Below are 26,690 nucleotides of genomic sequence, written 5' to 3'. Positions count from 1 at the left end.
CGCTCGGCGATGCGGTTGCCGGTGAGCACCAGAACCTGGTGGGCATTGACGACGATGCGCGTCGGACTGGCCAGACCGATGATCGAGTAACGGCCGAAACGCTCGCCACCATGCACCGACTCGAGCAGATAGGTGTAGGGCGCATTGGCCAGCTTCAGGTAGATCGAGAGCGGGGTGTCGAGATCGGCAAAGGTCTCAAGGGTAACGGGAATGCGGTTATAGCCTTCAGCGGCCAGCCGGTTGAAATACGCTTCAGTCATGATTTGCTCCACGGACAATTGCTGCAACACGGTGCACGGCACGCGGGGTGCCGCGACGAGACCCAGGATTAGCGCTCGTGACGCCAGGGCCAGGCCTCCGCCCAGAATGCGGGCTCCCGATGCAGATTGTGGTGTAGTGGTTTCATGCGCGAGCGGTGTGAAGTGGGTTGTGCTGCCCTGTCATTTTGTTGTGCTGGATGCGCCGGGCGGCGTTTTCAACAGTGGGGACTATAGCATCGCAATCGAGATTGCGCACATCGAGGCCCTCGTTATAGCCATAGGGCACCAGGAAAACATGGCAGCCGGCGGCCCTGCCGGCATGGAAATCATGGATCGAATCGCCGATCATCAGCGTGTCGGCCGGTGAGACAGCCATCCGGCCGCAGGCCCAGATCAGGCCCATCGGATCGGGCTTTGGCTTCGGCAACAGGTCGCCGCTGACGACTACGTCAAAATAGCCGGCCAGACCGCTCAGTTCGAGCAGAGGCAGGGTAAATGCGGCGGCCTTGTTGGTGATCACGCCGAGCGGCAAGCCCATGGCCTTGAACGCGTCCAGCCCCTCCATGACACCGGGGTAAGAGCGCGCATTGCGACCGTTTTCAAAGGCATAGTGCCGGCGAAAGCTGTCGAGCGCCGCCTGCGGCGGCGCTGAGGGATCGTCAGCTACATCGAGCGAACCGGCCAGCACGCGCTTGACGAGGTTAGCAATGCCGCGCCCGACATAGCTGCGAATCGACTCCAGCGGCAATGCAGGGCGTCCGAGATCACGCAACATGGCGCTGGCCGCAGCATGCAGGTCAGGCACCGTGTCCAGCAGCGTGCCGTCCAGATCGAGCAGGACAGCGCTTACTGACAGGGGTTCAGTCATGGCGGCTTGTTTCATCCGAATCTCGATTCTTAACCGCACAGTGACGAAATGCTGCCAGGTAATTCATGGATTACTTTCCTTTGCCTCTTTGCGCTGATGATTTATGCTTCTGGCTTGTTCGGCCACAGCCCATCAGACGGTGGCCAGTTCGGCACGCAGGGCGGCGATGATCGAGTCATAGCGATGAGCGTCAGTATCCTTGCCTGCACAATAGACGGCCGAGCCGGCAACAAAGGTATCGGCACCGGCGCGGGCAATCTGGGCGATGTTGTCGACCTTGACGCCGCCATCGACCTCAAGGCGGATCGGGCGCCCGCTCTCGCGCTGGTAGGCATCGATCCGGGCACGCGCGGCCTTCAGTTTGGCCAGTGTGGCCGGTATGAAATTCTGCCCGCCGAAACCGGGGTTCACGCTCATCAGCAGCACGACGTCGAGTTTGTCCATCACGTAGTCCATGTGATGGAGCGGTGTTGCCGGGTTGAAAACAAGACCGGCCTGGCAACCGCTTTCACGGATCAGCGAGAGCGTCCGATCAAGGTGTTCGGATCCTTCCGGGTGAAAGGTGACGATGTTGGCACCTGCCCTGGCGAAATCCGGAACGATGCGGTCGACCGGTTTGACCATCAGATGCACGTCGATCATCGCCGTGGTCAGCGGACGAATGGCTTCGCACACCAGCGGCCCGATGGTCAGGTTGGGAACGTAATGGTTGTCCATCACGTCGAAGTGAATCCAGTCGGCACCGGCGGCCAGCACATCGGTGATTTCCTGACCGAGCCGGGTGAAGTCGGCTGAAAGAATGCTGGGAGCGATGATATACAAGGCGATATCCCACGAAAAATGACAAAACGGGATTTTACCGCGATTGGCTCAGGCCGCGAGCGATCGCCTTGAACGTTTGTTGCCCGGGCGCTTATGATTGCAACTATCCGCAGTTGGGTTATGCCGCGAAGCAAATCCTTTTGGGGGGCGCTGGCGCTTACCCGACCTGCAACTCTGGGTCTCAGCCAACCCCCGCCGGAACATCAATCTGCGATGCTTCGAGATATTGCTCGGCATACCTCAAATACACCTTCTGCTGGATGAAGACGTCAAACAGATCGGGGTCAATATGGCCGTTTTTCCGGAAGTTGCCAAGAATATGCAAGGCTTGGGAGAGCTTCATGCCGGGTTTGTAGGGGCGGTCGCGCGCGGTCAAAGCCTCGAAGATATCGGCGATACCCATGATCCGTGCCTGCACCGACATCTCGTCACGCTTGAGCCCCTTTGGATAGCCCTTGCCGTCCATGCGCTCGTGGTGTCCTCCGGCGTACTCGGGAACCCGCTTGAGGTGCTTCGGCCAGGGCAGTGATTCCAGCATCTTGATTGTCGCGACGATATGGTAATTGATCGTTTCGCGTTCGGCCTGGGTGAGCGTCCCGGCACGGATGGTGAGATTCTCGACCTCGTTGTCGGTCAGAAAATCGACGTCCTCCCCTGCGCAATTGGTCCAGCGATAGTTCTGTGAAATTTGGCGCACACGTTCCTGATCCTCGGGTTTCATCGATTCGCCGCCGACATTGACGCGGCGCAGGAACTCGCGATCTTCGTCGATGGCACGCTGCTGCTGGTGCCAGGCCTGTTCTGCCGCTGCCCGGTCGGCACCGGCCAGCACGGCACGCAGCATGGCCAGTTCGGCATCGCGCCGGATCACTTCGAAACGGGTATCGACCATCTGTATACGATCAAAGATCGTTTGCAGCTTGGTGGCCTTGTCGACAACATGCACCGGTGTCGTAACCTTGCCACAGTCGTGCAGCAGGCCAGCGATCTTCAGTTCGTAGCGATCCTTGTCGCTCATCAGAAAGCCAGCCAGCGGCCCCTCGCGCGTCGCATCGACCGCCTCGGCCAGCATCATGGTCAGCGATGGCACACGTTGGCAATGACCGCCGGTATAGGGCGATTTCTCGTCAATGGCCAGGTTGATGAGGGTGATGAAGGCTTCGAACAATTCTTCAAGCTGGTTGACCAGAAGGCGATTAGTCAGGGCTACGGCGGCCTGCGAGGCGAGTGACTCGGCGAGTCGCTGGTCGGCATCGGAAAAGACGCGTACGGCCCCTGTGGCCGGATCAATGGCGTTAAGCAGTTGCAGTACGCCAATGATCTCGTTCTCGTGATTCTTCATCGGCACGGTGAGGAAAGACTGCGAGCGGTAACCGGTCACCTGGTCGAATTTTCGCGTTCCCGAGAAGTCGAACCCCTCTGCCGTATAGGCATCGGCAATATTCACCGTCCTGGCATTAATTGCAGAAAAGGCGGCGACCAGGGAGTTGTTGGCCTCACCATTCTCACTGTAAAGTGCCAGATCCTTGAATTTGGCCGATATCGGCTCACCGCTGGTTCCGCCATAGGCAATCTTCAGCGAGTCGGTACGCACGATTTCAAAACGCAGGGATTTCTGGTCTTCGCTGACGCGATAGAGCGTTCCTCCATCCGCGTGGGTGATTGCTTTCGCGGCCAGCAGGATGTTTTCCAGCAGGCGATCGATATTCCGCTCGTTCGAGAGCGAAGCGCCAATGGCGTTGAGTTGCTCGAAACGCTGAAAAAGATCGGTTATGGTATCCACTGTGTCCTCCCTAGTATCGCCCCTACTTGATGCAGACCGAACGAACCTGTTTAAGGTCGGTTATCCCTGACATGACCTTTTCAATGCCGTCCATTTTGAGCGTATGCATGCCTTCATTAAGTCCCGTGGCAAACAGTTCGGCGACGCGCGCATGCTCCTGTATCTGCTTCTTCAGCAGATCGCTGCCGACCAGCAGTTCGTGCAAACCGACCCGTCCCTTGTAACCGCTCCCGCCGCAGGCATCACAACCCTTGCTGCGATACAGAGTAAATTTGCCGTCTTTGGCGTAAAGCTTGAGCCATTCCTGATAGATGGCATCGGCGGCGGCCTTCGGGTCTTTCTTCCAGTTATCAGTGTTGGTGAGGTCTTCGCAGTATTCCTTGATCATTTGCTTGATCTCCTCCTGCGCGGGCTCATACGCCTGCTTGCACGACTTGCACAGACGCTTGGCCAGACGCTGGGCAAGAATGCCAAGCAACGCATCGGCAAAGTTGAAGGGATCCATGCCCATGTCGAGCAGGCGATTGATTGACTCGGGGGCACTGTTGGTGTGCAGCGTGGCAAACACCAGATGCCCGGTGAGCGAGGCCTCGATACCGATCGAAACGGTTTCCTTGTCGCGCATTTCGCCGACCATGATCACATCCGGATCGGCGCGCAGAAAGGCGCGCATCACCGTCGCAAAGTCGAGGCCGGCCTTCTTGTTAACCTGCACCTGACGCAGGCCCTTCTGGGTGATTTCCACCGGGTCCTCAGCCGTCCAAATCTTGGTTTCCGGCTTGTTGATGTAGCTCAGGATCGAATGCAGCGTTGTCGTTTTGCCGGAACCCGTCGGACCGCAAACAAAGAACAGGCCGTAGGGTTGGCTGACCACCTTTTTCAGCCGCTCGAGATTGCCCGGGCTGACTCCCAGCGTATCGAGCGGAATCGGCTCGCCGGCAGCCAGGATGCGCATCACCACATCTTCCATACCGCCCGCCGTGGGTATCGTCGCGACGCGCAACTCGATGTCGACCGGGCCAAATTTCTTGAACTTGATCTTGCCGTCCTGCGGTTTTCGCTTCTCGGAAATGTCGAGATCACACATGATCTTGATGCGCGCAATCAGCGAACTGCGATAGGAGGCCGGAACTTCGATATACGGCCCGAGCGAACCGTCCTTGCGGAACCGGACCAGGGTTTTTTCCTTGCCCGGGCGCGGCTCGATGTGGATATCCGAAGCGCCCTGCTGATAGGCTTCGACGATGATCTTGTTGACCAGACGCACCAGTTCGTTGTCGGCCGCCGCGTTCAATTCGTCAGAACCGCCGCCGGATTCGCCGGATTCACCCTCGTCGAGACTGGACAGCATATCCCCGACAGAACCCATGTCGGAAAGAGCGCCATAGAACTGATCAATGGCCTGCTTGAACTCGGCATTGGTCGTCACGCGATAGGCAATTTTGCCTTTCGGAAATATATTATTGACGATCCGCGACCCCTTGATCCGCTCCGGATCCATCGAGATGACGACTATTCCCTCCTGGCTCTCTTCAATCGGTAACCACTGATTGGCTTCGACGTAATCGCGCTTGAGGTTCCTGAGCAGGTCCATTGGCTTGATGCGATCCGCTCGGAAAGCCTCGTAGGGAACACCGAAGAATCGGGAGAGTGCGTTACCGATGGCCGACAGCTTTACCTGAAACTCTTTGATCAGAATGTCTTCGAGATCAACATTCTTGCGCCGTGCCGAACGCTGGGCTAGATCCAGTTCGTCGGCTGAAATGATCGCATCGGTGACCAGAAAATCATACTTTGTACGCACCACCTGACGCGCTTTCTGGCGCTGGGTGAAGGCCACCGCCAAGGTTTGTGCGAGACTGAGCACGCCTTCATCGGCCAGTGCCGGGAATGGCGAATCCAGACGATTGTTGATCAGTTGTACGACCCCGAGCAAGTCATTGTTCTGTGCGTCCAGAATAGGTGCCACCAGCATCTGCTTCGAACGATAACCAGTGCGCTTGTCGACCTCCTTGAGAAACTGCATGCTCGGACTGTAACTTTTCAGTTCATGGTCGTCGTAGACATCACTGATATTGGCTGCCTTGCGTGTCGCGGCGACATAGCCAGCCACACTGTGCTCGGAGATCGGCAGCTTGAGATCCTTGAACGAGTTGAGCCCGGTCTTGACCTTGGAAACGATGCTTTGCTTGTCATCACCGAGAACGTAAATGGTCAGACGGTCACAGTTGAACAGGTCACAGATATCCTGCGACAGTTCGAGCATGATCTCGTCAATATTATTTGTTGCATGAATCTTGTTAGTGACTACCTGGAGTTTCTGGAGGAACACCAGGCGATTGTTGATATCGCCTGTAGCGGTATTTTCCATTTGAGAATTGCTCATCCTGTTCAATACCCTGTTAATTGCGCAATGGCAGCGCACCGGCCTTCAGGCCATCTTTGAGCCAGTAGGCGCGATAGCCCCGTTGCGAGAGCAGAAAGGCTGCCGCTGAACTGCGCCGCCCACTTTGACAATAGACAATGTATTCGGGCTGGCGGTCAAGTACGTCAATGGCATTCCGTATTTCACTCAGTGGAACATTAACCGCACCTGGCAGCCGGTCATTCTGATATTCGGACGGATACCTCACATCGAGCCATATCGCACCCGCAGCCACATGCTGCCTGGCCTCGATCCACGAGACTCGCTTGAGCAAAGGCTCGCGCAACAGCTCGATAAAGTCGTTCTTCTTGAGGCGTAGCAGAACACCGGCCGTTTTCATGCAAACCGTTGCATTGCGCGTGCTTTCGGCCACCAGTGCTTCTTCTCCGAAGGCATCGCCGGCTTTCAGTTCAGCCAGCGACATAACGACACCGCCGACCTTGCGCGATACCGAACAGCGACCATTTTCAATGATGTAGTAGAAATCGCCTTCTTCGCCTTCACGCAGGATTACTTCGCCGGCCTTAATCCTGATTCGTTCAAAACGTCTGAACAACTCATCAATACTCGCCGCCGGCAGGCGCGACAGCGCGCCGTTGGTCAGGCTCTGCAGGCGAAAGGCTCCCGACATCAGGCGCCAGTCGGTGGCTTCCGGGTTGCTGGCGGACGTGTCAACACCGGCAGACAACTGATCCCACGTCATCATGATGTCAAGCATCTCATCGTCAACACGGATCAATTCGATGTCCGTGATAGCCTTGGCATCGCTCACAAACGGCGAACGCTTGGCCAGCGGCCAGTTTGAGGCCTCGCTTCCGCCAACCAGAACACAGGACGATCCGTCGTCAAAAGAAACTTTGAGTTCGCCCGTCATCAAGTAAACCGACTGCCCGGTCACACCTTGCAAACGAAACGGGTCAAGCCCCCGACTTACCGTCTCGATAGTGCACAACGTGGACAACTCGAGCAAACGCATGCTGGAGAGTGCACGGATGGGCTCCAAACGGCGCAGAACCTCAGCGCCAAAAGTCCTGGTGGTGCCTTGCTTTGTTTCGATCGTCATGGCTCAGAACTCAAAAACCTGGTTGTTTTGCAGCATCCTGGGTTTGAAGTCGCCGGCACACTCCTCGATCTCTCCCATGATGAGCTCAATCTGACCAGGCTTCAGATGTGAAATAAAGATTGTGGCATCGCGCACCAGCTTGGCAAGTTCGTCTCCCAGCATACTCGGACAAAGATGTTTCGACATGATGGCCAGGCGCTTTTCCTGATTCGAGAACGCGGTTTCGATGATCAGGTAGCGCAAATTGACTATCTTGTTGATTACCGGCCAGAAAACGTCGTTGGCCGTGGTGTCGCCGGTAAACACAAGACTACCGGCTCCGGAATCCAGATGATAGCCTACGGCGGGTACCGTATGCTCGGCCGGTACTGCGGTGATCGTGCGTTCGCCAAAACGGATTTTCTGCCCGAGGCGAATCGACTTGTATTGCATTACCGCTTGTTCGCGAATCGAGATCTCGCTGAAATCCGGCCAGATCGCCCAATTGAAGATATGATTCTGGATGATTTCAAGCGTGGCATCGCTGGCATAAACCGTTACCGGCTTGTCGCGCATATCGGCAATCGAGTCGATCATCAGGGGCAACGCGGCAATATGATCCAGATGTGAATGCGTGATGAACACATGATCGATCATGGCCAGTTCGGCGAGGGAGAGATCGGCCACTCCGGTACCCGCGTCAATCAGGATGTCATGGTCGACGAGCATCGAGGTGGTGCGCAGATGACGCCCTCCGATACCGCCACTACAGCCAAGAATTCTGACTTTCATCTTGTCTCCACTGACCTTAGCCTTGCTCCTGCGTGCTGACTGTCATCACTTCGTATCAAAGGTGGTCACACCGTCCCAAGCCTCGCCTGGCGGATTAGCGCGATAATGAGCGATACGTTGTGTATACATCTGATACAGTGCGCGCTCCGGACTCATACGCGACAGATTGTACAACTGTAGCTCGGCTTGATCCCAATCCTGCTGGCGGTAGAGGCGCAAGGCCTGATTCCAGAGCTTGAGCTCATCCTGCAACGCCTTGTTAATTTCTGTTGCCGCCCCCAGAGGCTCGAAGATCCCGACCGGCTCATCCTTGCCCTTGACTCGAACCCGATCAAGCTCACGATAGACCAAGTCCTTGACCAGGGCCCTGGTACTGTCGCTCACAATAATTCCGACGCCATACTGCTTGGTAATCCCCTCCAGCCGCGAACCGAGATTCACGGCATCGCCCATCACCGTATAGGACTTGCGTACTTTCGACCCCATGTCGCCTACCGTCATCGTACCGCTATTGATGCCGACGCCGACATGCAGTGCCGGCCAGCCACGCGCCTTGAAGGGCTCATCGAGCTTGCGCAACTCGGATTGCATTTCCAGCGCGGTCATCACGGCATGGCGTGCATGTTCGACATCGGCTACCGGCGCACCCCAGAACGCCATGATCGCATCACCGATGTATTTGTCGAGTGTGCCCCGATTTTTCTGGACGACTTTGGTCATTGCGCCAAGATACTCGTTCATCAACTGCGTCAGTTCCTTGGGGTCGAGCCCCTCTGAGATGCTTGTAAAACCACGAACATCCGAGAAAAGTACGGTCAGTTCTTCGTTCTTGCCTTCCATGCTGTAACGTTCGGGGTCTCGCGCCATTTCGTCTACCAGCTCGGGCGGCACGTACTGGCCAAAGAGCTCGGTGAACTGACGCTTGCTGCGTGACTCGACGAAGTAGCCCCAGGACATGTTCAACGCAAAAAGCGCGAGAATGGCCGAAACGACCGAAGCCAGAGGCATCACAAGACCGGACACCCACAAGGAGAAATTAAGTGCCGTCACCACCAGAAGGCAGGTGATTGACAGCAAGGTCGCGCGCAAGGGTGAAAGTACCGGCAAAAGGAAAGCCAGCAAAAAACAGCAGAATGAGAGCAACAGAACATCGGCACCAAGAACATAGGAGGGTTTCTGCTTGATGGCGGCATCCAGGATGCCGGCGACCAGGTTGGCATGAATCTCGACCCCCGGGTAGGTGCTGCCAACAGGCGTTGCCCGCAAATCCATCAAACCCGGCGCTGTCGTGCCGAGCAAAACAATCTTTCCTTTGAGCTGATCCACTTGCAGCCGCCCGGCCAGTGCGTCAGCGACCGAAAGATAAGTGAAACTGCCCTGCACGCCGCGATAGGGGATCAGACTGGCTCCATTTTCGTCGACTGGAATACGCAAGGTTCCTCGCTCGGTTGGCAGATCCAGCCACTCGAGGCCGCCATGCGCCCCGCTTTCAGGGTACCCCGGAACAACCTGAGGCTTGCCGAGCAACACCCTCACCATGGCCAGCGAAAGCGATTCGTAGTACTTCCCGTCGTGCTCGACGAGCATCGGAACCCGGCGCGAAATACCGTCAAAATCAACTATCGGATTGAAGTGCCCGGCATTGACTGCACTGCTCTGGAATTCCGGCAGGTTGCCGCCGAATCCGCTCCAGGTCGTTAACGCGACATTTCTGCCAGTGAACGTTCCTGATGGAAGCACCGGCTCGGGCAATGCACCGCTGCGGTTTGCCTGGTCGATATTGGTGAAATAGTAGCCAAGAACCAGCGACCGGTTGCGCAATGCCTCAGCGAAACGTCGGTCAAAGTCCAAGGTGCCACGAAGCTCCTTCAATGCCGAGTGAAAACCAGCGTCACCCTTGAGTTCGCCGCCGGCAATGGCTTCCAGCGACGACAGCCCGGAACTGTTGTCCGGCTCGGCAAACACCACGTCGAAGCCGAGAACGGCGATCCCGTAGTGGTCAAAAAGCTGCGTGACCAGTGCCGCCATCTTGTCGCGGCTCCACGGCCAGCGACCTGCTTCGGCCAGACTTTTCTCGTCAATATCGAGGATGACGATACGCTCATCGACGCCGCCCTTGGTGGTCAGACGCAGGCGTCCGTCGTAAACGAACGCATCGAGCGTATTGAGCAGTGGTATCTGATAGACCCTGGCCGAATGACCAAGAAAAACCAGGCCCAGCAACATGCCGAGCACGATCCGAACGAGGTTTTTTTTCAATTCGCTAACGCCCGGATGGTCGGCTAATCAGGCGTTTTTCAGGAAGAACTCCATTTTGATGCCGGCAATTTCAATGACATCATGGTCTGCCAGTTGATGTGCCTGGGCATCAACCACTTGACCATTCAAAACAGGGTACTGCTTCCCTTCAACATGCGTGATGAAATAGCCTTGCGGTCGTCTGGCTATTACCGCCACCTGAACGCCGGGTTTGCCCAGGGTGGTCAGGGTCTTGGTCAGTTCAAGCTCACGTCCGGCGCTGGCGCCATTGAGTATCTGGATCGCTCCGGTTGCCGGGATAGCTGTGGGTCGGTGGGGAGCCGCTCCTGGCGGAGGCATTTTTCCGCTCTGTGTGTCAGCAAACGTATGCTTTACTTCAGGCGTGGCCATCGAAGGCTGTTCAGCGCTCGGTGGCGGCTTCAGGGTATTAGGCCGCAAAATCATGGTCTTTTCAAAATCAGCCTCATGAACCTGCTGCACCTGCTCGGTAACATACTTTAGCTTGTACTTGCCAAGCTCGATGACATCACCGTTCTTCAGGAAATGCTTTTTCGCCGGCTGACTATTGACCAGCGTTCCATTGGTGCTGTTCAGGTCTTCAAGGAAGGAGTCATTGAGGATTGTTACCACCGCCGCATGTTCGCCACTGATCGCCAGATTATCGATCTGGATATCGTTGCTTGCCTTGCGGCCAATGCTCATCCGCTCCTTGGTCAGTGGTATTTCCTTGAGAACCAGACCGTCCATACTCAGTATCAGCTTAGCCATCGATTTTCCGTCCTTATCTAAACCATGCCATAAATTTCGACCACCAGCCCCGATTAGCAGGAAACTCACGCAGTACCTTGACCAGAATTACCGAAACGTTATCACGTCCGCCATTATCGTTGGCCATTTGAATGAGTTGAGTCGCTGCCAGATCCAGATTGGCGGCAAGCATCTGCAGGGTGAGTTGGATTTCCTCATCCTCAACCATGTCGTTGAGACCATCCGAGCACAACAGATAAATATCGCCGGGCAATACCGGGTAGTCGTGAATCTCGGTTTCAACTTCAGGATCCACGCCCAGTGCCCGCGTTACCAGGTTTTTGTTCTGCGAGAACTTGGCCTCTTCAGGGGAAATCATACCGCTATCGATCTGCTCCTGCAGCAACGAGTGGTCGCGCGTGATCGCACTGAAGGTTTCACCACGCAAGCGGTAAAGCCGCGAATCGCCAATATGCGCAACCGTCATCTGATCGTCGTAAAACAGGGCCATAACCAGCGTCGTCCCCATCCCGGCATACTGAGGCTGGCTTTCCGCCGTTTTATAGATGGCCGAGTTGGTCATCGCCATCTTCTCCAGAATATAGCGACGGGCAAACGACTGGCCGCTCGCTCTGTCGATTTCGTGGGGCGGCTTGGCGGCAAACGCCGTTTCCAGCTCGGTAGATAGCAGCGTGGTGGCCATACCGCTCGCCACCTCGCCAGCGTTATAACCCCCCATACCATCGGCCAGTATCACGAACCCCTGATTCGGGTTGGCAAATACTGCATCTTCGTTATGCCCTCTAACCATTCCCGGGTCAGTTCGGAGAACGATTTCAAGAGCGTTGCTTAGCGTGCTGTCCAAATCGTCTCCCTATAACTGAATATCGACTTCGGGATGTTTCACAGATGTCTGATGCATGCACGCGCGCAAATCACGCGCCATTTCTTCACCCGTCTGATAGCGCTGCGCTATGTCCTTGCTCAGGGCACGATCAATAACGGCTGCCAGGTCATCCGGCACCTGTGGATTCACCGCACGACAATCGGTGTAAGCCTCATTGGCAATCTTGAACATCAGTTGCGCCATCGATTCGCCGACAAACGGCAGTTTGCCGCAAGACATCTGGTAGAGCGTAACACCCAATGAGAACAAGTCGGACCGGCCGTCTATCTTCTTGCCCGACAACTGTTCAGGCGACATGTAGCTCGGCGTACCGAGCACCATGCCTGTCTTTGTTTTTGATGAATCGGTGATGCGTGCAATACCGAAATCGGTAACCTTGACCTGGTCTGACTCGGGTTCGTACATCACGTTGGCGGGCTTGACGTCACGATGAACAACGTTGTTGCTGTGCGCGTAGGCTAGCGCATCGGCTACCCGGGCTACGATACTCACCACCTGCGGAAGCGGTAACAGGTGGTCAGTTTTGGTGTACGGCACCAGATCGCGGCCCTTGAGGAATTCCATAGCGATATAGGCCAGATCGTGCTCTTCTCCTGCATCGTACATGGTTACGATATTCGGGTGGTTGAGACGGCCGGCGGTTTCTGCCTCACGGAAGAAACGTTCCTTCACTTCGACCAGTTCGTCTTCTTCAAACTCCTGCGACAGCGCCATGGTCTTGATCGCCACAACACGGTTGATCTTTGGGTCGCGACCAAGATAGACGACGCCCATGGCTCCCTTGCCCAGTTCCTTTTCGATTTGATAACGACCCAGCATCGGCTTTTCGACCTGACCGCCACCGAGCATCAGAGTACTGGCGTTGGCCCGCCCGCCGGTACCGCCGAGCATGACGGTTTCCGACAGCGCCTTGGCACGACTGAGGCGCTGTTCAACGTCGCGGAACTTCGGGTTGTAGTCGGCCATGTAACGGAACGCCGCTTCGGCTTTGTTGAACTGTCGCTTGCGCTCAAAATCAAGCGCCAGGTTGTACAGATTCTCCATCAGCGCATCGTCCAGCGGACACTTGCGAAACTTGTCGAAGGCCATGTCGAGCTGACCCTGGCCCTGGAAGGCAAGGCCGAGCATTCGGTTCGACTCGGCCGAATCGGCTTCCGACTTTTCCTTGCCGCGCTCGGTCATCAGGAAGCGCTTGGTCGTCAGCAGGAGATGACCGACCAGCAACAGGGTGGCCGGCGCCATCAACTGAATCCACAGCGCACTCCCCACCATCAGGGCAAAATGCGCGCATATCAGGGTCACCAGTATAAGCGCCGTAGTCATGGCACCAACGCCGGCCGAAAGCCTTGGCAAGAGGGCGATCAGATAGGCGGCAACCAGCACGAAAACGCCAAGCGAAGCCCAGATGCCCCACTCCGGTGTAACAAAGAAATGCTCCTGCAGTATGCTGGAGACGGCATGCGCCAAGGTCAGCACCGGCGGCATGGCCGGTGAAACCGGCGTCACCTGCGTGCTGCCCACACCCGAAGCCGTGGCCCCGATAAGAACGATTTTGTCCTGATATTTGCTGGCGGGAATCTTGCCAGTCAGCACGTCATAGAAGGAGTCAACCTGAAACGCTGGCTTGCCCTCATGCTCCTTGTAGAAAAACGTATTCATCTGCGTTTCCGAATCGGTCGGAATATGCAGATTACCGAGACTAACTTCCTTGCCAAGCACTACGCGTACATCGGCTGGTCCGAGATTCAGGCTCTTCGCCGCAATCATCAGAGACAGCGAAGGGTAGTACTGGTTGTAATGGCGCAACACCAGGGGTTCAGCACGTATGGCGCCATCAACATCGGCGTTGGCGTTAAGGTGGCCGATGGCTGCGGCCTTGACGCCAAACGCTTCGATCGGTACTTGCAATGAAAGTGTTGGCCAGACATCGCCACTATTGTCAGCGACATGTGACAGCTTGTTGCGTGTGACGAACTCCGGCAAATCCTTGTCCGGCCGTCCTTTTGGCTCACCCAGCACAAACAGCATGGGTAACAGGACATTGCCGGCCTTGCCGATGCTCTCGGCCAGAATTCGATCCGTATTCAACGCCAGTTCGGCTTCGTTGAGTACACCGCTGATCTGCTCCATTGCGGGCGATGACTCATTGTTCTGCGCTGTCTTTTTGAAAATATCGAGTAGTCGAGTGACGTAGATGTATCCAGGATCGATCTGCGGCTCGAAGAAGAAAACCGTGTTAGCCACCACCCTGGCCTTGCCGGCCGCAAGCAGATCGGTCATTTTTGCCAGACGGTCACGCGGCCATGGCCAGCGTCCAATGTTGGCAATTGAAGCATCATCAATGGCGATAACCGCCACACGATCAAGCGGGGTACGGCTCGATGCCTGAACGCCAAGGTCATAGGCCTTGCGTTCCAGACTGCGAATCAGGTCGCTGCTGGCCGCAACAAGCATGACACAACTGACAACCAGGCCAAGGAACCAGTCAGTTTTCCAGAATCCCGTCTTGCGCATTTTTATCCCTCCCCTGGTGCATCGACCAGGACGGTCATTTCAAGCCCCGCTACCGCCCCTGTTATCTCCTTGCCGCCTCCTTAGAGAAGAAAATGAGAAGGAGAAACAGCAGTCTATAGTGCATTCTTACAGTTCTGCAAGAGATCAGTCAATCTGAAATGAAATTTAAGCCGGAAAAATAAACGCAACAAGGCTAAACCGCAGGCCACCAGAACACAAGAATTCACAGAATTCACACGAAAAACAGCTTTCAAACAGCAACCAGGCTGAATTTGGACGAAGCTTGAAAAAGCCTAAGCGCTCAACTTTGAGTCGCCATAAGGTAGCCTGATTCCCACGCCACGCTCCCGCGCCAGCGCCTCGATCCGCACCGCCAGCGCTATGTCCTGTACGGCCATCCCCTGCGACTCGAACAGCGTGATCTCATCAGGCGTACTGCGACCGGGATGACTTCCGATAATCACATCACCCAGTTCGACCAGTTGGCGCTCGCTAAGGCGTCCCTTTTCGAGTGCAGGCAGAAGATCGCCCGCTTCCTTGAGCGCCGTCTCGACGCTATCGACGACGATGAGGTGACTGCTGTTAAGTACGTCCTCGCCAACTTCACGCCGTATCAGCGAATTCGATCCCGCCGCATTGATGTGTGTCCCCGGTGACAGCCACTTCGCTTCAAACAAGGGCGTCGCCGATGTCGTAACAGTGCTGACGATGGCACTGCCGCACACGGTCTCTTCCGCCGATGAGGCCGCAATTACATCGATTCCCAGACGCTCCGACATCTTTACGCAAAACGCTGCCAGACGCTCCGTGTTGCGTGCAAAAACCTTGACCCGGCGTAGGGGACGAACGGCGGCAATGGCCTCGATATGCCCCTCAGCCTGCCATCCAGCGCCGAACAGTCCCATCACATCGGCATCGGGTCGGGCCAGAGCGCGGGTGGCCACCCCTGAAGCCGCCCCGGTACGCATCATTCCCAGCAGATTGGCTTCGAGCACGACACGCAACATCCCGGTCGACACACTGAAAACGTGAACCAGAAAACGGACACCAGCACGGTTGCTGGTATAGGCCTTGTAACCAATGGCATCGCGTCCTGGTAGCGCCCCCTGCAGAATATGCAGCGCCGTCTTAGGCAAGCGCGTACGCTGTCGCGGTACATCGACGGCATTGGCGAGCGAGAGTTCACGATGCGCTTCTTCAACCGCCTCGATGGCCATTGGCATGGTCAGCAACTGACGAACATCGGCTTCATTCAAAAACAAGGGCATAAATCCTCCAAAATACTGTAAAAGCACCGGAAGAACCGGGGCAGGAAATTTTCCGGCATTGCATCCTGTCTGCCTTCATCGCTGAGGTTTTTTTGAAGCTGGATTAAGTATTGACAAGAACAGGCCCGGCAGGAACCGAAAAAAAGGGCAGACCGAAGTCTGCCCTTTTTAGCTGATGAAACAAAGTCTACTTGATCAGCGCCTTGAGCAGCTTGCCCATCTCCGAAGGGTCGCGCGTCACGGTGAAGCCACACTCTTCCATGATGGCAAGCTTGGCATTGGCCGTATCGGCACCGCCGGAAATCAGCGCACCGGCGTGGCCCATGCGCTTGCCGGCCGGCGCGGTAACACCGGCGATGAAGCCAACGATCGGCTTCTTCATGTTGGCCTTGCACCAGACCGCCGCATCGGCTTCATCGGGACCGCCGATTTCACCGATCATGATCACTGCGTCGGTATCGGGATCGTCGTTGAACATGCGCATGATATCGATGTGCTTGAGACCGTTGATCGGGTCGCCACCAATGCCGACTGCCGTCGACTGGCCGAGACCGATTTCGGTCAATTGGCCTACCGCTTCATAAGTAAGCGTGCCGGAGCGCGAAACGACGCCGATGCGACCCTTTTTGTGGATGTGACCGGGCATGATGCCGATCTTGACTTCGTCCGGCGTGATCACACCCGGGCAGTTCGGGCCGAGCAGAAGCGTTTTTTTGCCGCCGGCGGCTTCCCTCTTCTTCATCTTGTTGCGCACTTCGAGCATGTCGCGAACCGGAATGCCTTCGGTGATACAGATTACCAAATCGAGATCGGCTTCGACCGCTTCCCAGATCGCGGCAGCCGCGCCGGGGGGCGGAACGTAGATGACCGAGACGGTGGCACCGGTTTGCTTCGCCGCTTCCTTGACCGAGCCGAAGATCGGAATATCAAAAATCGATTCGCCGGCTTTCTTCGGGTTGACGCCCGCGACGAAGCAGTTTTTGCCATTGGCGTATTCCTGGCACTTTTCGGTGTGGAATTGACCGGTCTTACCGGTAATGCCCTGGGTGATGATTTTGGTGTTTTTGTTGATCAGAATTGACATAGTGTGGCTCCTTACTTGACCGCAGCAACGATCTTGGTGGCGGCTTCAGCCATGGAATCGGCCGTGATGATCGGCAGACCGGAATCCTTCAGTATCTGCTTGCCCAGATCGTCGTTGGTACCCTTCATGCGCACCACCAGCGGCACCGACAAATGGGTTTCACGGGCAGCAGCGACGACTCCATTGGCGATCGTGTCGCAACGCATGATGCCGCCGAAGATGTTGACCAGAATGCCTTTGACCTTCGGGTTCTTGAGCATGATCTTGAACGCTTCGGTCACCTTCTCGGTCGTTGCGCCGCCGCCGACGTCGAGGAAATTAGCCGGCTCGGCACCGAACAGCTTGATCGTGTCCATGGTGGCCATGGCCAGACCGGCGCCGTTCACCAGGCAGCCGATATTGCCGTCGAGCGCGATGTAGGTGAGATCGAATTTGGAGGCTTCAAGCTCATCGGGATCTTCTTCGTCGAGGTCGCGGAAGGCGACGATCTCCTGCTGACGGTAAAGTGCATTGCCATCGAAGTTGAACTTGGCGTCGAGTGCCTTGATGTTGCCGTTGCCTTCGAGAATCAACGGGTTGATTTCCGCCAGCGAAGCATCGGTTTCCATGTAGCACTTGTAAAGACCTTTGAGCGCTTCGACCGCTTTGCCGACGGAAGCCGCAGGAACGCCGATGCCGTTGGCCAGTTCGCTGGCTTGTGCGTCTGTCAGGCCGATCGCCGGATCGATGAAGACCTTGAGGATCTTCTCGGGAGTGTTGTGCGCCACTTCCTCGATATTCATGCCGCCTTCGGAGGAGGCCATCATGGCCACCTTCTGTGTGGCACGATCGGTCAGCGCGGCGACATAGTATTCCTTCTTGATGTCTGCACCTTCCTCGATCAGCAGACGACGAACCTTCTGGCCCACCGGGCCGGTCTGGTGCGTAACCAGTTGCATGCCGAGGATCTGCCCGGCATACTGCCGCACTTCGTCCAGCGACTTGGCTACCTTGACGCCGCCACCCTTGCCGCGACCGCCCGCATGGATCTGGGCTTTAACCACCCAGACCTTGCCGCCCAATGATTCAGCCGCTTTCACGGCATCATCGACCGAGTTGCAAAAAACACCGCGCGGAACGACTACGCCGAACTTCCTGAGAAGTTCTTTCCCCTGATATTCATGAATTTTCATGCGCTTTCCTTGCTTGGATTGAAGATTTAAATGACCATCTTTAGGCAGGATCCCCTACCCGGGGTTTTGGTTGCGATACCAGCGCGGGTAATAGCGCTGAACCGTTTCCGAATGCGAAACCAGTGCGTGGCAACGATCGAGCTGATAGGGCTTATGCTCGCTATCGGCATTATCAGGTACTTCACTGGCAATTGTCTGCAATGCGGCAGTAGGCAGGAACATCAGCAATTCGCTCAGGTGCGCGCAGCCCCGCGTACCGCCGAACATCTCCTTGACCGCCTTGAGAAAACCCTTGAACAGATTCAGTCCGACAACCTTTGAGTAGTCCGGAGGAATGGTGTTGCAGTAACCCATGTAGGGTGTTGCATCGGAGCAACTCGCGGCCTCGAGAATGGTCATCTTGCGGTTGATGGTTACCCGCACCGACATGTCGTGCACTGCCTCACCGGGCTTGAGCAGGCCGGACGACAGCGGATAGTCCTGATCCTTGGTATCCACCAGACGCGCTTCAATGTCCCACAAGCCATCGACACGCTTGAATCCATCAAAACTGACGCGGCGTTGATGCATGCGTGTGCGCACTGCACTGGGCGGAGGAAGGGGCATCGTTAAACCTGAGATGGATTGGCAGTATCGTTATGAGCTGGATTCAGCCCCGTTACTTTATCACAACTATCCGGCTTTTATGCTGAAACCTTTTTGTTCCAAACTCGCATTTACCCACTGGCGGCAGTGCCGGCTTGCCTGATGGGCGAAGAACAAGGCAGGCACTGGACTTTTTCTAGTGGCATTGACAAGGGGGTGTTGCGCAGCCGGATTTAGAGGCGTGCCACCCAACAGCAGGATACGCCGATTGCAGGCGCTTGAACGTACAATCCGACTGACATCATCCCAACACATAGAGCCATGAAACAAACCCCGCTCCGTTATTCCATCCAGCCCCTGAGCACGCAGGCGCATACCTTTGAAGTCTGCTGCTGCGTGACCAACCCCGACCCGACCGGCCAGCGCTTCGCGTTGCCCGCCTGGATTCCCGGCAGCTACCTGATCCGCGACTTTGCCCGGCATATAGTGGCCATCCGTGCCGAGTCCGGCGGCAAGCCGCTACGCCTGACAAAGATCGACAAGCACACCTGGCAGGCCGCGCCGATGCGGCACGGCGGGCCGATCACCGTCACCGCCGTGATCTACGCCTGGGATCTCTCGGTACGCGGCGCCCATCTCGACCAGACGCACGCCTTCTTCAACGGCACCAGCGTCTTCCTGCGCGTACACGGACACGAGGATGCCCCCTGTCTGCTCAACATCCAGCCACCAGCAGGCAACGCTTGCAAGGACTGGCGCATTGCCACCGCACTCGAACCGGCACGCGGTGAAACACGTTGTGCCAGGCCGCACGGCTTCGGGCTCTACCGCGCCGCCAGCTACGATGAACTGATCGACCACCCGGTCGAAATGGGCCGCTTCACCCTGGCCCGCTTCAAGGCTTGCGGCGTGCCGCACGAGATCGCCATCAGCGGTCATCACGACTGCGATCTGGAACGCCTCAGCGCCGACCTCAAGCGCATCTGCGAATGGCAGATCCGTTTCTTTGGCGAACCGGCGCCGATGTCGCGCTACGTTTTTCTCGTCACCGCCGTCGGTGAAGGCTATGGCGGTCTCGAACATCGCGCTTCGAGCGCCCTGCTGTGCGCGCGCAATGACCTGCCGTACCCCGGCATGCAGGGCCTCAGCGAAGGCTATCGGACCTTCCTCGGACTGTGCAGTCACGAGTACTTCCACACCTGGAACGTCAAGCGCATTACGCCGGCGGCGTTCAAGCCCCACCAGCTTGACCGCGAAAACTACACGACGCTGCTTTGGGCTTTTGAAGGCTTTACCTCGTACTACGACGATCTGGCCCTCCTGCGCAGCGGTGTCATCGAACTCAAGGACTGGCTCGAACTCACCGCCAAAACGATCAGCAACGTCGAACGCGGCCCCGGCCGTCGGCAGCAAACACTGGCCGAATCGAGTTTCGATGCCTGGAGCAAGTTTTACCGGCCCGACGAAAACACCCCCAATGCGGTGGTCAGCTACTACGCCAAGGGTGCGCTGGTCGCGCTCGCCCTCGATCTCACACTACGCCGCAAAACCCTTGGCAAAATCTCGCTCGACGACACCATGCGCGCCCTCTGGCAGCGCCACGGGAAAACCGGCATCGGGGTCGCCGAGGACGATATCCGGCTGATCAGCGAAGAACTTTCAGGGATCAATCTGCGGCGTTTCTTTGCCGATGCCGTGCACGGCACGGGTGAATTGCCGCTGAAGAAACTGCTCGCGCCCTTTGCCATCAAGCTGGGCTGGGAAGCGGCCAAGATTCCCTCGCTCGGCATCAAAACTGCCAGCGAAAATAACGAACTCAGGCTGGCGACCGTATACAGCCAGGGCGCGGCGCAAGCCGCCGGGCTTTCCGCCGGGGACATCCTGCTGGCCATCGACGGCCTGCGCGTAACACCGGCGAGCATCGACCGGCAACTCGCACGTCACCAGCCAGGCGACAGCATCAAGGTGCACGCTTTCCGGCGCGACGAACTGATGGAATTCAAGGTTCACCTCGACCCTCCCCCGGCCGAGACGGCAAAGCTCGCGCCCAGTGGAAAGTCCGATCGGCTGCGCCGGGAATGGCTCGGCGCCTGACTCTGTCGATCCATTCGCGCGCGGCGCCGGCGGGCAGGTCAAGCTTGCCATTCGCTGCACAACCCGTGCTAATCCGGCACCATTCGCACTCTCCGCCACAGCAGCCCGCCGAGTAGTACCGCCGCCAGCACCAAGCTGGCCAGCGAGGCCACCCAGAAGCCGGCGACGCCCATCGGCCGGGCCGCGTGAAAGGCCAGCCACCAGCCGCCGAGCAGACCAATCCCCCAGAAACAGACGATGTGTACGAACATCGGCACCAAGGTGATCTTGTAGCCGCGCAGGGCATAGGCGGCAACGGTCTGCAGCGCATCGAACACTTGATAAATGGCCACGTAGGCAATCAGCGAGAGCGACACCAGGCGCACGGCCGGGTCGCTGCTGAAGGCATTCACCAGAGCGGCTTCGCTCAGCCACAGCATGAAACCCAGGCCGCTAGCCAGTGCGCCGGCGAGCAGCAGTCCGGCGCCGGCGGACACCTGTGCTCGACGCCAGTCACGCGCGCCCGCCGCCAGCCCGACCTGCGCCAGCGTGGCAACGGCCAAGGCCAGCGGCAGCATGTAACAGAGGGCCGCCAGATTGGCGACGATGCGATGCCCGGCGACAATCGTTGCGCCAAGCTGAGCGACGAAGAGCGAGATCAGAGTGAAGGATGATATTTCGACAAAGTTCGAGAAGCCCATCGGCAGCCCGAGTCGCACCAGCTCTTTCAAGGTTCCCGGACACGGGCGTTGCCAGCCATGCAGCAAGCGATACACAGCCATAGGTTTGCTGAAGACCATGTAGAGGGCGCCGCACAACAGCGCAAACCAGCTCACCACGGCATTCGAGATAGCACAGCCCAATGCACCCAGACCCTCGGAACTGAGGCGTCCGGTCACCAGTAGCCAGGCCAGGACAGCATGCAGCAGCGCGCCGCCAAGAGAGATCAGCATCAGCGGGCGAGGCCGGCCAAGCGCGTTGCTGAACGCGTAGAATGTACGATAAAGCAGTGCGGCAGGCATTCCCCAGGCCAGCAGGGCGAGATAGGCACGCGCCTTGGACTCGACGCCCGGCTCGATGTCCGACAGGGAAAGCAGGGCGTCCGGGTGATGCAGAAAGACGACGCCCGGTACGGCAAGCAGCAAAGCCAGCCAGAAAGCTTGCTGCAAGGTGCCAGCGATCTCGACCTCGCGTCCGGCCCCCTTGAGCTGGGCGACCATTGGCGATACCGCCTGCAGGATGCCGACCAGCGCGAAGATCACCGCGATGTAAATACCGCCGCCAACCGCCACCGCCGCAAGATCCTCGGTGCCATAATGGCCAAGCAGCACCGTGTCGATCACCATCATGCCCATCGAGGCCATCTGGGCAACCAGCATGGGTGCCGCATGGAGCAGAATCAGACGGGTCTGTTGAAAAAACATTGAGGCGCCAGTAGGCAGGAAAGGGTGGCTCAGGCTAGCGCATTTCGCCAGTCAACGCGCGTTTCGATTGTGGCCGGAACGGCCGGTGAGGACTCGCATGACAAAAAAGTATTGACTGGCGCGGTGAATCCTCAAGGGCAACGCCCTGCTTGGCGCACCGGCTCTGGGGCGCTACAGCATCTCCGTATCCTCATGACTATAGGCCGGGCTGCAACAGCAAAGAATGTGCAGGGGTGACTCACCTGTCGCCTGCACGCAGTGCGCCACTCCGGGGGCAATGTGCACCGTATCGCCGTCCCCGATGAGCAGGCTGTTTTCGCCAAGGCGCATGATTCCCGAGCCCTGCGTAACGTGATACAACTCTTCGCTCATCAGGTGCCGGTGCAATTGCGTTTTCTGCCCCGGCTGAACGATCGCCTCGGCCAGACTCTGCCGGGCATTGCCGTGAACGGCCGGATGCATCAGTTCACGGATTTCCGAGCCGTCCTTGGTGACGTAGGCCGTGATGGTCCGGTAGCTGGTTTTCATGTTTTCTCGCACATCGACTACCACCACGACGCACACCGCATCAAACGATCCTGACCGTCAACTCGCCAACGCCCTCAACGCCGCCTTCGAGCACATCGCCGCGCACGACCGTCGATACACCCGCCGGCGTCCCGGTAAAGATCAGGTCGCCCGGCGCCAGGCAAACATAAGTTGAAAGGTTGGCGATCACTTCGGCCACCTTCCATGACATCTGCGCAAGCTCTCCGCTTTGCCGCAACTCGCCGTTGACCTTGAGCCAGATGGCGACCTTCCCCGGATGACCGACCACAGCCACCGGCTGAATATCACTGATCGGCCCGCTCTGGTCGAAACCCTTGCCCATGTCCCACGGATGCCCCTTGTCCTTGGCGCGCGACTGAAGATCGCGCCGGGTCAGATCAAAGCCGACGGCGTAGCCAAACACGCACTCCAGCGCCTGATCGGCTGGAATGCTGGAACCGCCCTTGCCGAGTGCCACAACCAGTTCGACTTCATGCTGAAGGTTACTGGTCATCGGCGGATAGGTGACGTCGCCGCCGCCGGGAACCAGCGCATCCGCCGGCTTGCTGAAGAAGAATGGCGGCTCGCGCGTATCGGCGCCCATTTCGGCCGCATGGTCGGCGTAATTGCGCCCGACACAATAAACCCGACGCACCGGAAAGAGTGCCTCGCGGCCAGCGACGTGAAGTACGACCTGCGCTGCAGGCGGAAAAACATGGTTCATGCCAACTCCCCTTAAAAATGGTTATTCCTTGTGAAAATGATCTGCCTCAAACCGGATTATCGATATCGACAAACTCGCACTCCAGGCCAAAGCGAGCGGCCAGATGCGCGGCCAGCGCCTGAACACCGTAACGCTCGGTGGCGTGGTGGCCGGCAGCCATATAGGCAACGCCCGATTCACGCGCCAGATGGACATTCTGCTCAGAAATCTCTCCGCTCAGATAGACGTCGACGCCCGTAGCAATCGCCTGCTCGAAAATGCCTTGCGCACCGCCCGAACACCAGGCAATACGGCTCACCGGCTTGCTCGCCTCGCCGATGACCTGAGGCTCGCGCTGCAATTGCACAGCGACTTGGCGTCCCAGATCGAAAAGTGTTGTCGGTGCCGACGTGTGGCCATACCAACCGAGATCCTGCTCGCCGAAACGCCCTTCGAGCGTCCACCCCAGGCGTTTGGCCAGTTGCGCGTTGTTGCCGAATTCGACGTGACTGTCGAGCGGCAGGTGATAGCCGATCAGGTTGATGTCGTGCTTCAGCAGCGCCTGCAGGCGCGCCTTGCGAAATCCGGTCACGCGTCCATCCTCGCCGCGCCAGAACCAGCCGTGATGCACGAGCAGGGTATCCGCCCCGCGCTCAATGGCCGCGTCGACCAGCGCCTGGCTGGCGGTGACGCCAGCGACGACACGTTGCACGTCGCCACATCCTTCCACTTGCAGGCCGTTTGGGCAATAATCCTTAAAGCGCGCCGATTCAAGCAGTTCGTCAAGATAGCGCGTCAGTTGATCACGTTTCATCATTGGGCTTTCCATGCGCAGACTCTGGTTGATTTTTGCACAAACCGTCACGGTTAGTCTTGCCGTTCTTTTTGTGGTCAGTACCCTCAAGCCTGAATGGCTGGGCAAGACGCTCGGCAACAACCAGGGCATCGTCGCCGTGCAGGAAGCCCCGAGCACTGGCGAATCGGTCATTGCTACCGGCTCCTACCGCGACGCCGCCAGAAAAGCGTTGCCCTCCGTGGTGCATATTTTTACCTCGCAAAAAATCAGGATGCCGCGCCACCCGCTGATCGACGACCCGCTGTTCCGCCACTTTTTTGGCGAACGCCCGGATGCCGAAGGACAAACCACTTCGGGGCTCGGCTCAGGGGTCATTGTCAGCCCGAATGGCTTCATTCTCACCAATTTTCATGTGGTCGACGGTGCCGACCAGATCGAGGTCACGCTGAACGACGGGCACAACCTGAATGCCCGTCTGGTCGGCGGCGACCCTGAGACCGATCTTGCCGTGCTGCAGATCGACCCTGAGAAAGTCAAATCGCTCAAATTGCCGGCGATTACCCTCGGCCAGATGGACAATGTCATCGTCGGCGATGTCGTGCTCGCGATCGGCAATCCCTTCGGCGTCGGCCAGACGGTGACCATGGGCATCGTCTCGGCCCTGGGACGCTCGCATCTGGGAATCAATACCTTCGAGAATTTCATCCAGACCGACGCCGCCATCAACCCCGGCAATTCGGGCGGTGCGCTGATCGACAGTCGGGGCAATCTGGTCGGCATCAACTCGGCGATTTATTCGCGTACCGGCGGCTCGCTCGGCATTGGCTTTGCCATTCCGATATCGACCGCCCGGAACGTCATGGAACAGATCATCCAGAGCGGCTCGGTAACGCGCGGCTGGATTGGTGTCGAAGCGCAGGAGATCACCCAGGAACTTGCCGAGTCCTTCGGCCTGCCCGACGCGGACGGCGCGCTGATCGCCGGCGTCCAGCGCGGCAGCCCGGCTGACGTGGGGGGCATCAAACCGGGCGATATCCTGCTTCTGGTCGGTGAGCAATCCGTCAAGAATCCTCAGGTCATGCTCGATCTGATCGCCAGTCAGAAACCCGGCGAGATGATTCCATTCAAATTGCGCCGTCAGAAAACGCTATTCGATACCACGATCCGCATCGGCAAACGGCCACCTCTGCGCCGCGAACGCGATTAATTCAGGTCTTGTCCGGGTTTTGCTCCGAGACCGCCGGATCGGCGTCCGGCTTGCTGACAAAGCGTGCCATCAACATCCCCAACTCATATAGCAGGCAGAGCGGAATGGCCAGCATGAGCTGTGAAATCACGTCCGGCGGGGTGAAGATGGCGCCGACCACGAACGCGCCGACAATCACGTAAGGTCGCCATTCCTTGAGTGTGGCGAGCTTGACGATGCGCATCTGCACCAGGACGATCACCACCACCGGCACCTCGAAAGTCACGCCGAAGGCTAAAAAGGTGCTCATCACAAAGGAGAGATACTTTTCAATATCGGTCATCCAGGCGACACCTTCCGGCGCGACCTTGGCCATGAAACCGAAGACTGTCGGAAAAACCAGAAAATACGCGAAGGCCATCCCGATAAAGAAGAGGACGACGCTGGCCGCCACCAGCGGTAGTGCCAGCCGTTTCTCGTGGGCATACAGGCCGGGCGCAACGAAGGCCCAGATCTGATAGAGAACGTAAGGCAGGGCGATCAGGAAGGCGAGCATCAGCGTCACCTTCATCGGCACCAGAAAAACGCCGACGACGTCGGTGGCAATCATCTGCCCGCCCTGTGGCAGGGAGGCCAGGAGCGGCTTGGCGAGAAGCGCGTAAAGTTCCTTGGCCCAGGGGAACAGGCAAACAAACACGATGCCGATGGAGAGCAGAACCCGAATCAGGCGGTCGCGCAACTCGAAGAGATGCGAGAGAAAAGTGTCTTCCGGCTGACTCATGCGGCGTTCACGCTTTGGCTGCCGGACTGGCAGACGCAGCGGATTCTGAAGTTCCGGCAGGGCCGGCAGATTCGCCGGTCACCCGTGGCGTCATGTTCTGTGCCCCGACTGACGTCATACCTGCAGTCGAGGGGGGTGAAAGACCCAGGTCGACTGACGCCGCCGTTGGATCGACAACCTTTTCAATTGCCTGCAATTCACTGCTCATGCTGCGCTCGAAGCTGCGTGCCGAATCCTTCACCTCGGCTTGCAGCTTCTTCAGTTCATCGAGCTGCATTTCACGGCTGATGTCGGACTTGACATCATTGACATAACGCTGCATGCGGCCGAGCAGATGCCCAACCGTGCGCGCCACCTTGGGCAGACGCTCAGGTCCGATCACCACCAGGGCGACGATGGCAATAACGATCAGTTCGGAGAAGCCGACATCGAACATGGGTTCAGTGGGAAGTGAGGGGTCAGGAGTAAGGAATGAGGAGTGCGCAAGGGAGACTTGAACGGTGAGGGGACTGACAACGCCTCACTCCGGAGTCCTTGCTTGCATCACCTCACGACTTGGTCTTTTCCTTGACCTCGCCCTCGATCGTCTGCCCGCCGCCGACCTGCTGCGGTGGAGGCGAAGGCGCATCGGCCGTCGGCTTGTTCTCTGCCGCAGCGTCCTTTACGCCTTC

General features: G+C 57.8%; 22 protein-coding genes and 1 pseudogene. 2 read left to right on the top strand and 21 right to left on the bottom strand.

Features of this window, described 5'->3' with window-relative positions:
- From JNM42_RS10090 to JNM42_RS10020, 15 genes and pseudogenes are all read right to left on the bottom strand, one after another.
- A pseudogene (locus JNM42_RS10090) lies at positions 1-260 on the bottom strand (anthranilate synthase component I); the annotation flags it as partial.
- A gap of 142 nt (positions 261-402) precedes the next feature.
- Entirely contained in the window at positions 403-1,128 is a 726-nt protein-coding gene (locus JNM42_RS10085) for a phosphoglycolate phosphatase (RefSeq protein ID WP_294268950.1), read from the bottom strand.
- A 132-nt stretch (positions 1,129-1,260) separates the two neighbouring features.
- Positions 1,261-1,950: a ribulose-phosphate 3-epimerase gene (rpe, locus tag JNM42_RS10080; protein ID WP_294268946.1), complete on the bottom strand. Its 690-nt coding sequence runs from the start codon at positions 1,948-1,950 to the stop codon at positions 1,261-1,263.
- A 181-nt stretch (positions 1,951-2,131) separates the two neighbouring features.
- Positions 2,132-3,733: an HD family phosphohydrolase gene (locus tag JNM42_RS10075; RefSeq protein WP_294268943.1), complete on the bottom strand. Its 1,602-nt coding sequence runs from the start codon at positions 3,731-3,733 to the stop codon at positions 2,132-2,134.
- Positions 3,734-3,755: 22 nt separating this feature from the next.
- Complete coding sequence (locus tag JNM42_RS10070; protein ID WP_294268940.1) at positions 3,756-6,104, bottom strand: GspE/PulE family protein; 2,349 nt, start codon at positions 6,102-6,104, stop codon at positions 3,756-3,758.
- Positions 6,105-6,135: 31 nt separating this feature from the next.
- The gene (locus JNM42_RS10065) at positions 6,136-7,221 is read right to left on the bottom strand and encodes a cyclic nucleotide-binding domain-containing protein (protein ID WP_294268937.1); all 1,086 of its coding nucleotides are present in this window, start codon (positions 7,219-7,221) and stop codon (positions 6,136-6,138) included.
- 3 nt (positions 7,222-7,224) lie between these two features.
- A complete protein-coding gene (locus JNM42_RS10060; RefSeq protein ID WP_294268935.1) occupies positions 7,225-7,992 on the bottom strand; it encodes a 3',5'-cyclic-nucleotide phosphodiesterase in 768 nt (255 codons plus the stop codon).
- Between the two features lie 45 nt (positions 7,993-8,037).
- Positions 8,038-10,251: an adenylate/guanylate cyclase domain-containing protein gene (locus JNM42_RS10055; protein WP_294268932.1), complete on the bottom strand. Its 2,214-nt coding sequence runs from the start codon at positions 10,249-10,251 to the stop codon at positions 8,038-8,040.
- 27 nt (positions 10,252-10,278) lie between these two features.
- A complete protein-coding gene (locus tag JNM42_RS10050; protein ID WP_294268955.1) occupies positions 10,279-11,019 on the bottom strand; it encodes an FHA domain-containing protein in 741 nt (246 codons plus the stop codon).
- Between the two features lie 13 nt (positions 11,020-11,032).
- Positions 11,033-11,863 carry a Stp1/IreP family PP2C-type Ser/Thr phosphatase gene (locus JNM42_RS10045; RefSeq protein ID WP_294268929.1) on the bottom strand — a complete coding sequence of 277 codons (831 nt, stop codon included), beginning with the start codon at positions 11,861-11,863 and terminating at the stop codon, positions 11,033-11,035.
- A 9-nt stretch (positions 11,864-11,872) separates the two neighbouring features.
- Positions 11,873-14,419 carry a serine/threonine-protein kinase gene (locus JNM42_RS10040; RefSeq protein WP_294268924.1) on the bottom strand — a complete coding sequence of 849 codons (2,547 nt, stop codon included), beginning with the start codon at positions 14,417-14,419 and terminating at the stop codon, positions 11,873-11,875.
- A gap of 293 nt (positions 14,420-14,712) precedes the next feature.
- The gene (locus JNM42_RS10035) at positions 14,713-15,687 is read right to left on the bottom strand and encodes an ornithine cyclodeaminase family protein (RefSeq protein WP_294268920.1); all 975 of its coding nucleotides are present in this window, start codon (positions 15,685-15,687) and stop codon (positions 14,713-14,715) included.
- Between the two features lie 187 nt (positions 15,688-15,874).
- A complete protein-coding gene (sucD, locus tag JNM42_RS10030; protein ID WP_294268917.1) occupies positions 15,875-16,771 on the bottom strand; it encodes a succinate--CoA ligase subunit alpha in 897 nt (298 codons plus the stop codon).
- 11 nt (positions 16,772-16,782) lie between these two features.
- Entirely contained in the window at positions 16,783-17,943 is a 1,161-nt protein-coding gene (gene sucC / locus JNM42_RS10025; protein ID WP_294268913.1) for an ADP-forming succinate--CoA ligase subunit beta, read from the bottom strand.
- A 54-nt stretch (positions 17,944-17,997) separates the two neighbouring features.
- Positions 17,998-18,513 (bottom strand): DUF2889 domain-containing protein, encoded by a 516-nt coding sequence (locus JNM42_RS10020; protein ID WP_294268910.1) that lies wholly within the window; start codon positions 18,511-18,513, stop codon positions 17,998-18,000.
- A 336-nt stretch (positions 18,514-18,849) separates the two neighbouring features.
- Here JNM42_RS10020 and JNM42_RS10015 point away from each other — a divergent pair, with 336 nt between their 5' ends.
- Positions 18,850-20,622 carry a PDZ domain-containing protein gene (locus JNM42_RS10015; RefSeq protein ID WP_294268907.1) on the top strand — a complete coding sequence of 591 codons (1,773 nt, stop codon included), beginning with the start codon at positions 18,850-18,852 and terminating at the stop codon, positions 20,620-20,622.
- Between the two features lie 68 nt (positions 20,623-20,690).
- Here JNM42_RS10015 and JNM42_RS10010 read toward each other — a convergent pair whose 3' ends face one another.
- The 4 genes from JNM42_RS10010 to JNM42_RS09995 form a co-directional block, all read right to left on the bottom strand.
- Positions 20,691-22,025 carry an MATE family efflux transporter gene (locus JNM42_RS10010; protein WP_294268905.1) on the bottom strand — a complete coding sequence of 445 codons (1,335 nt, stop codon included), beginning with the start codon at positions 22,023-22,025 and terminating at the stop codon, positions 20,691-20,693.
- 171 nt (positions 22,026-22,196) lie between these two features.
- Complete coding sequence (locus JNM42_RS10005; protein ID WP_294268902.1) at positions 22,197-22,553, bottom strand: cupin domain-containing protein; 357 nt, start codon at positions 22,551-22,553, stop codon at positions 22,197-22,199.
- A 40-nt stretch (positions 22,554-22,593) separates the two neighbouring features.
- Complete coding sequence (locus JNM42_RS10000) at positions 22,594-23,277, bottom strand: fumarylacetoacetate hydrolase family protein (RefSeq protein ID WP_294268899.1); 684 nt, start codon at positions 23,275-23,277, stop codon at positions 22,594-22,596.
- 46 nt (positions 23,278-23,323) lie between these two features.
- Positions 23,324-24,070, bottom strand: a complete 747-nt coding sequence (locus tag JNM42_RS09995) for a Nif3-like dinuclear metal center hexameric protein (RefSeq protein WP_294268953.1) — start codon at positions 24,068-24,070, stop codon at positions 23,324-23,326.
- Positions 24,071-24,083: 13 nt separating this feature from the next.
- On the opposite strand from JNM42_RS09995, the gene JNM42_RS09990 reads away from it, so the two are divergent.
- Positions 24,084-25,259, top strand: a complete 1,176-nt coding sequence (locus JNM42_RS09990) for a trypsin-like peptidase domain-containing protein (RefSeq protein ID WP_294268898.1) — start codon at positions 24,084-24,086, stop codon at positions 25,257-25,259.
- A gap of 1 nt (position 25,260) precedes the next feature.
- Here JNM42_RS09990 and tatC read toward each other — a convergent pair whose 3' ends face one another.
- Together tatC and tatB are read right to left on the bottom strand one after the other, a co-directional pair.
- Positions 25,261-26,019: a twin-arginine translocase subunit TatC gene (gene tatC / locus JNM42_RS09985; RefSeq protein ID WP_294268895.1), complete on the bottom strand. Its 759-nt coding sequence runs from the start codon at positions 26,017-26,019 to the stop codon at positions 25,261-25,263.
- A gap of 7 nt (positions 26,020-26,026) precedes the next feature.
- The gene (tatB, locus tag JNM42_RS09980) at positions 26,027-26,455 is read right to left on the bottom strand and encodes a Sec-independent protein translocase protein TatB (RefSeq protein ID WP_294268892.1); all 429 of its coding nucleotides are present in this window, start codon (positions 26,453-26,455) and stop codon (positions 26,027-26,029) included.
- Between the last annotated feature and the right edge of the window lie 235 nt (positions 26,456-26,690).

Origin of the sequence: Propionivibrio sp., from assembly GCF_016790145.1 — a bacterium.
Taxonomy (GTDB): Bacteria; Pseudomonadota; Gammaproteobacteria; order Burkholderiales; family Rhodocyclaceae; genus Propionivibrio.
This window is presented reverse-complemented; position numbering and strand designations above follow the sequence as displayed.

Coding starts and splice junctions, on each gene's coding strand:
- JNM42_RS10085 (WP_294268950.1), bottom strand. CDS start 1,128: ATGACTGAACCCCTGTCAGTAAGCGCTGTCCTGCTCGATCTGGACGGC.
- JNM42_RS10070 (WP_294268940.1), bottom strand. CDS start 6,104: ATGGAAAATACCGCTACAGGCGATATCAACAATCGCCTGGTGTTCCTC.
- JNM42_RS10065 (WP_294268937.1), bottom strand. CDS start 7,221: ATGACGATCGAAACAAAGCAAGGCACCACCAGGACTTTTGGCGCTGAG.
- JNM42_RS10060 (WP_294268935.1), bottom strand. CDS start 7,992: ATGAAAGTCAGAATTCTTGGCTGTAGTGGCGGTATCGGAGGGCGTCAT.
- JNM42_RS10050 (WP_294268955.1), bottom strand. CDS start 11,019: ATGGCTAAGCTGATACTGAGTATGGACGGTCTGGTTCTCAAGGAAATA.
- JNM42_RS10040 (WP_294268924.1), bottom strand. CDS start 14,419: ATGCGCAAGACGGGATTCTGGAAAACTGACTGGTTCCTTGGCCTGGTT.
- JNM42_RS10035 (WP_294268920.1), bottom strand. CDS start 15,687: ATGCCCTTGTTTTTGAATGAAGCCGATGTTCGTCAGTTGCTGACCATG.
- sucD (WP_294268917.1), bottom strand. CDS start 16,771: ATGTCAATTCTGATCAACAAAAACACCAAAATCATCACCCAGGGCATT.
- sucC (WP_294268913.1), bottom strand. CDS start 17,943: ATGAAAATTCATGAATATCAGGGGAAAGAACTTCTCAGGAAGTTCGGC.
- JNM42_RS10020 (WP_294268910.1), bottom strand. CDS start 18,513: ATGCATCAACGCCGCGTCAGTTTTGATGGATTCAAGCGTGTCGATGGC.
- JNM42_RS10015 (WP_294268907.1), top strand. CDS start 18,850: ATGAAACAAACCCCGCTCCGTTATTCCATCCAGCCCCTGAGCACGCAG.
- JNM42_RS10010 (WP_294268905.1), bottom strand. CDS start 22,025: ATGTTTTTTCAACAGACCCGTCTGATTCTGCTCCATGCGGCACCCATG.
- JNM42_RS10005 (WP_294268902.1), bottom strand. CDS start 22,553: ATGAAAACCAGCTACCGGACCATCACGGCCTACGTCACCAAGGACGGC.
- JNM42_RS10000 (WP_294268899.1), bottom strand. CDS start 23,277: ATGAACCATGTTTTTCCGCCTGCAGCGCAGGTCGTACTTCACGTCGCT.
- JNM42_RS09995 (WP_294268953.1), bottom strand. CDS start 24,070: ATGAAACGTGATCAACTGACGCGCTATCTTGACGAACTGCTTGAATCG.
- JNM42_RS09990 (WP_294268898.1), top strand. CDS start 24,084: ATGCGCAGACTCTGGTTGATTTTTGCACAAACCGTCACGGTTAGTCTT.
- tatC (WP_294268895.1), bottom strand. CDS start 26,019: ATGAGTCAGCCGGAAGACACTTTTCTCTCGCATCTCTTCGAGTTGCGC.
- tatB (WP_294268892.1), bottom strand. CDS start 26,455: ATGTTCGATGTCGGCTTCTCCGAACTGATCGTTATTGCCATCGTCGCC.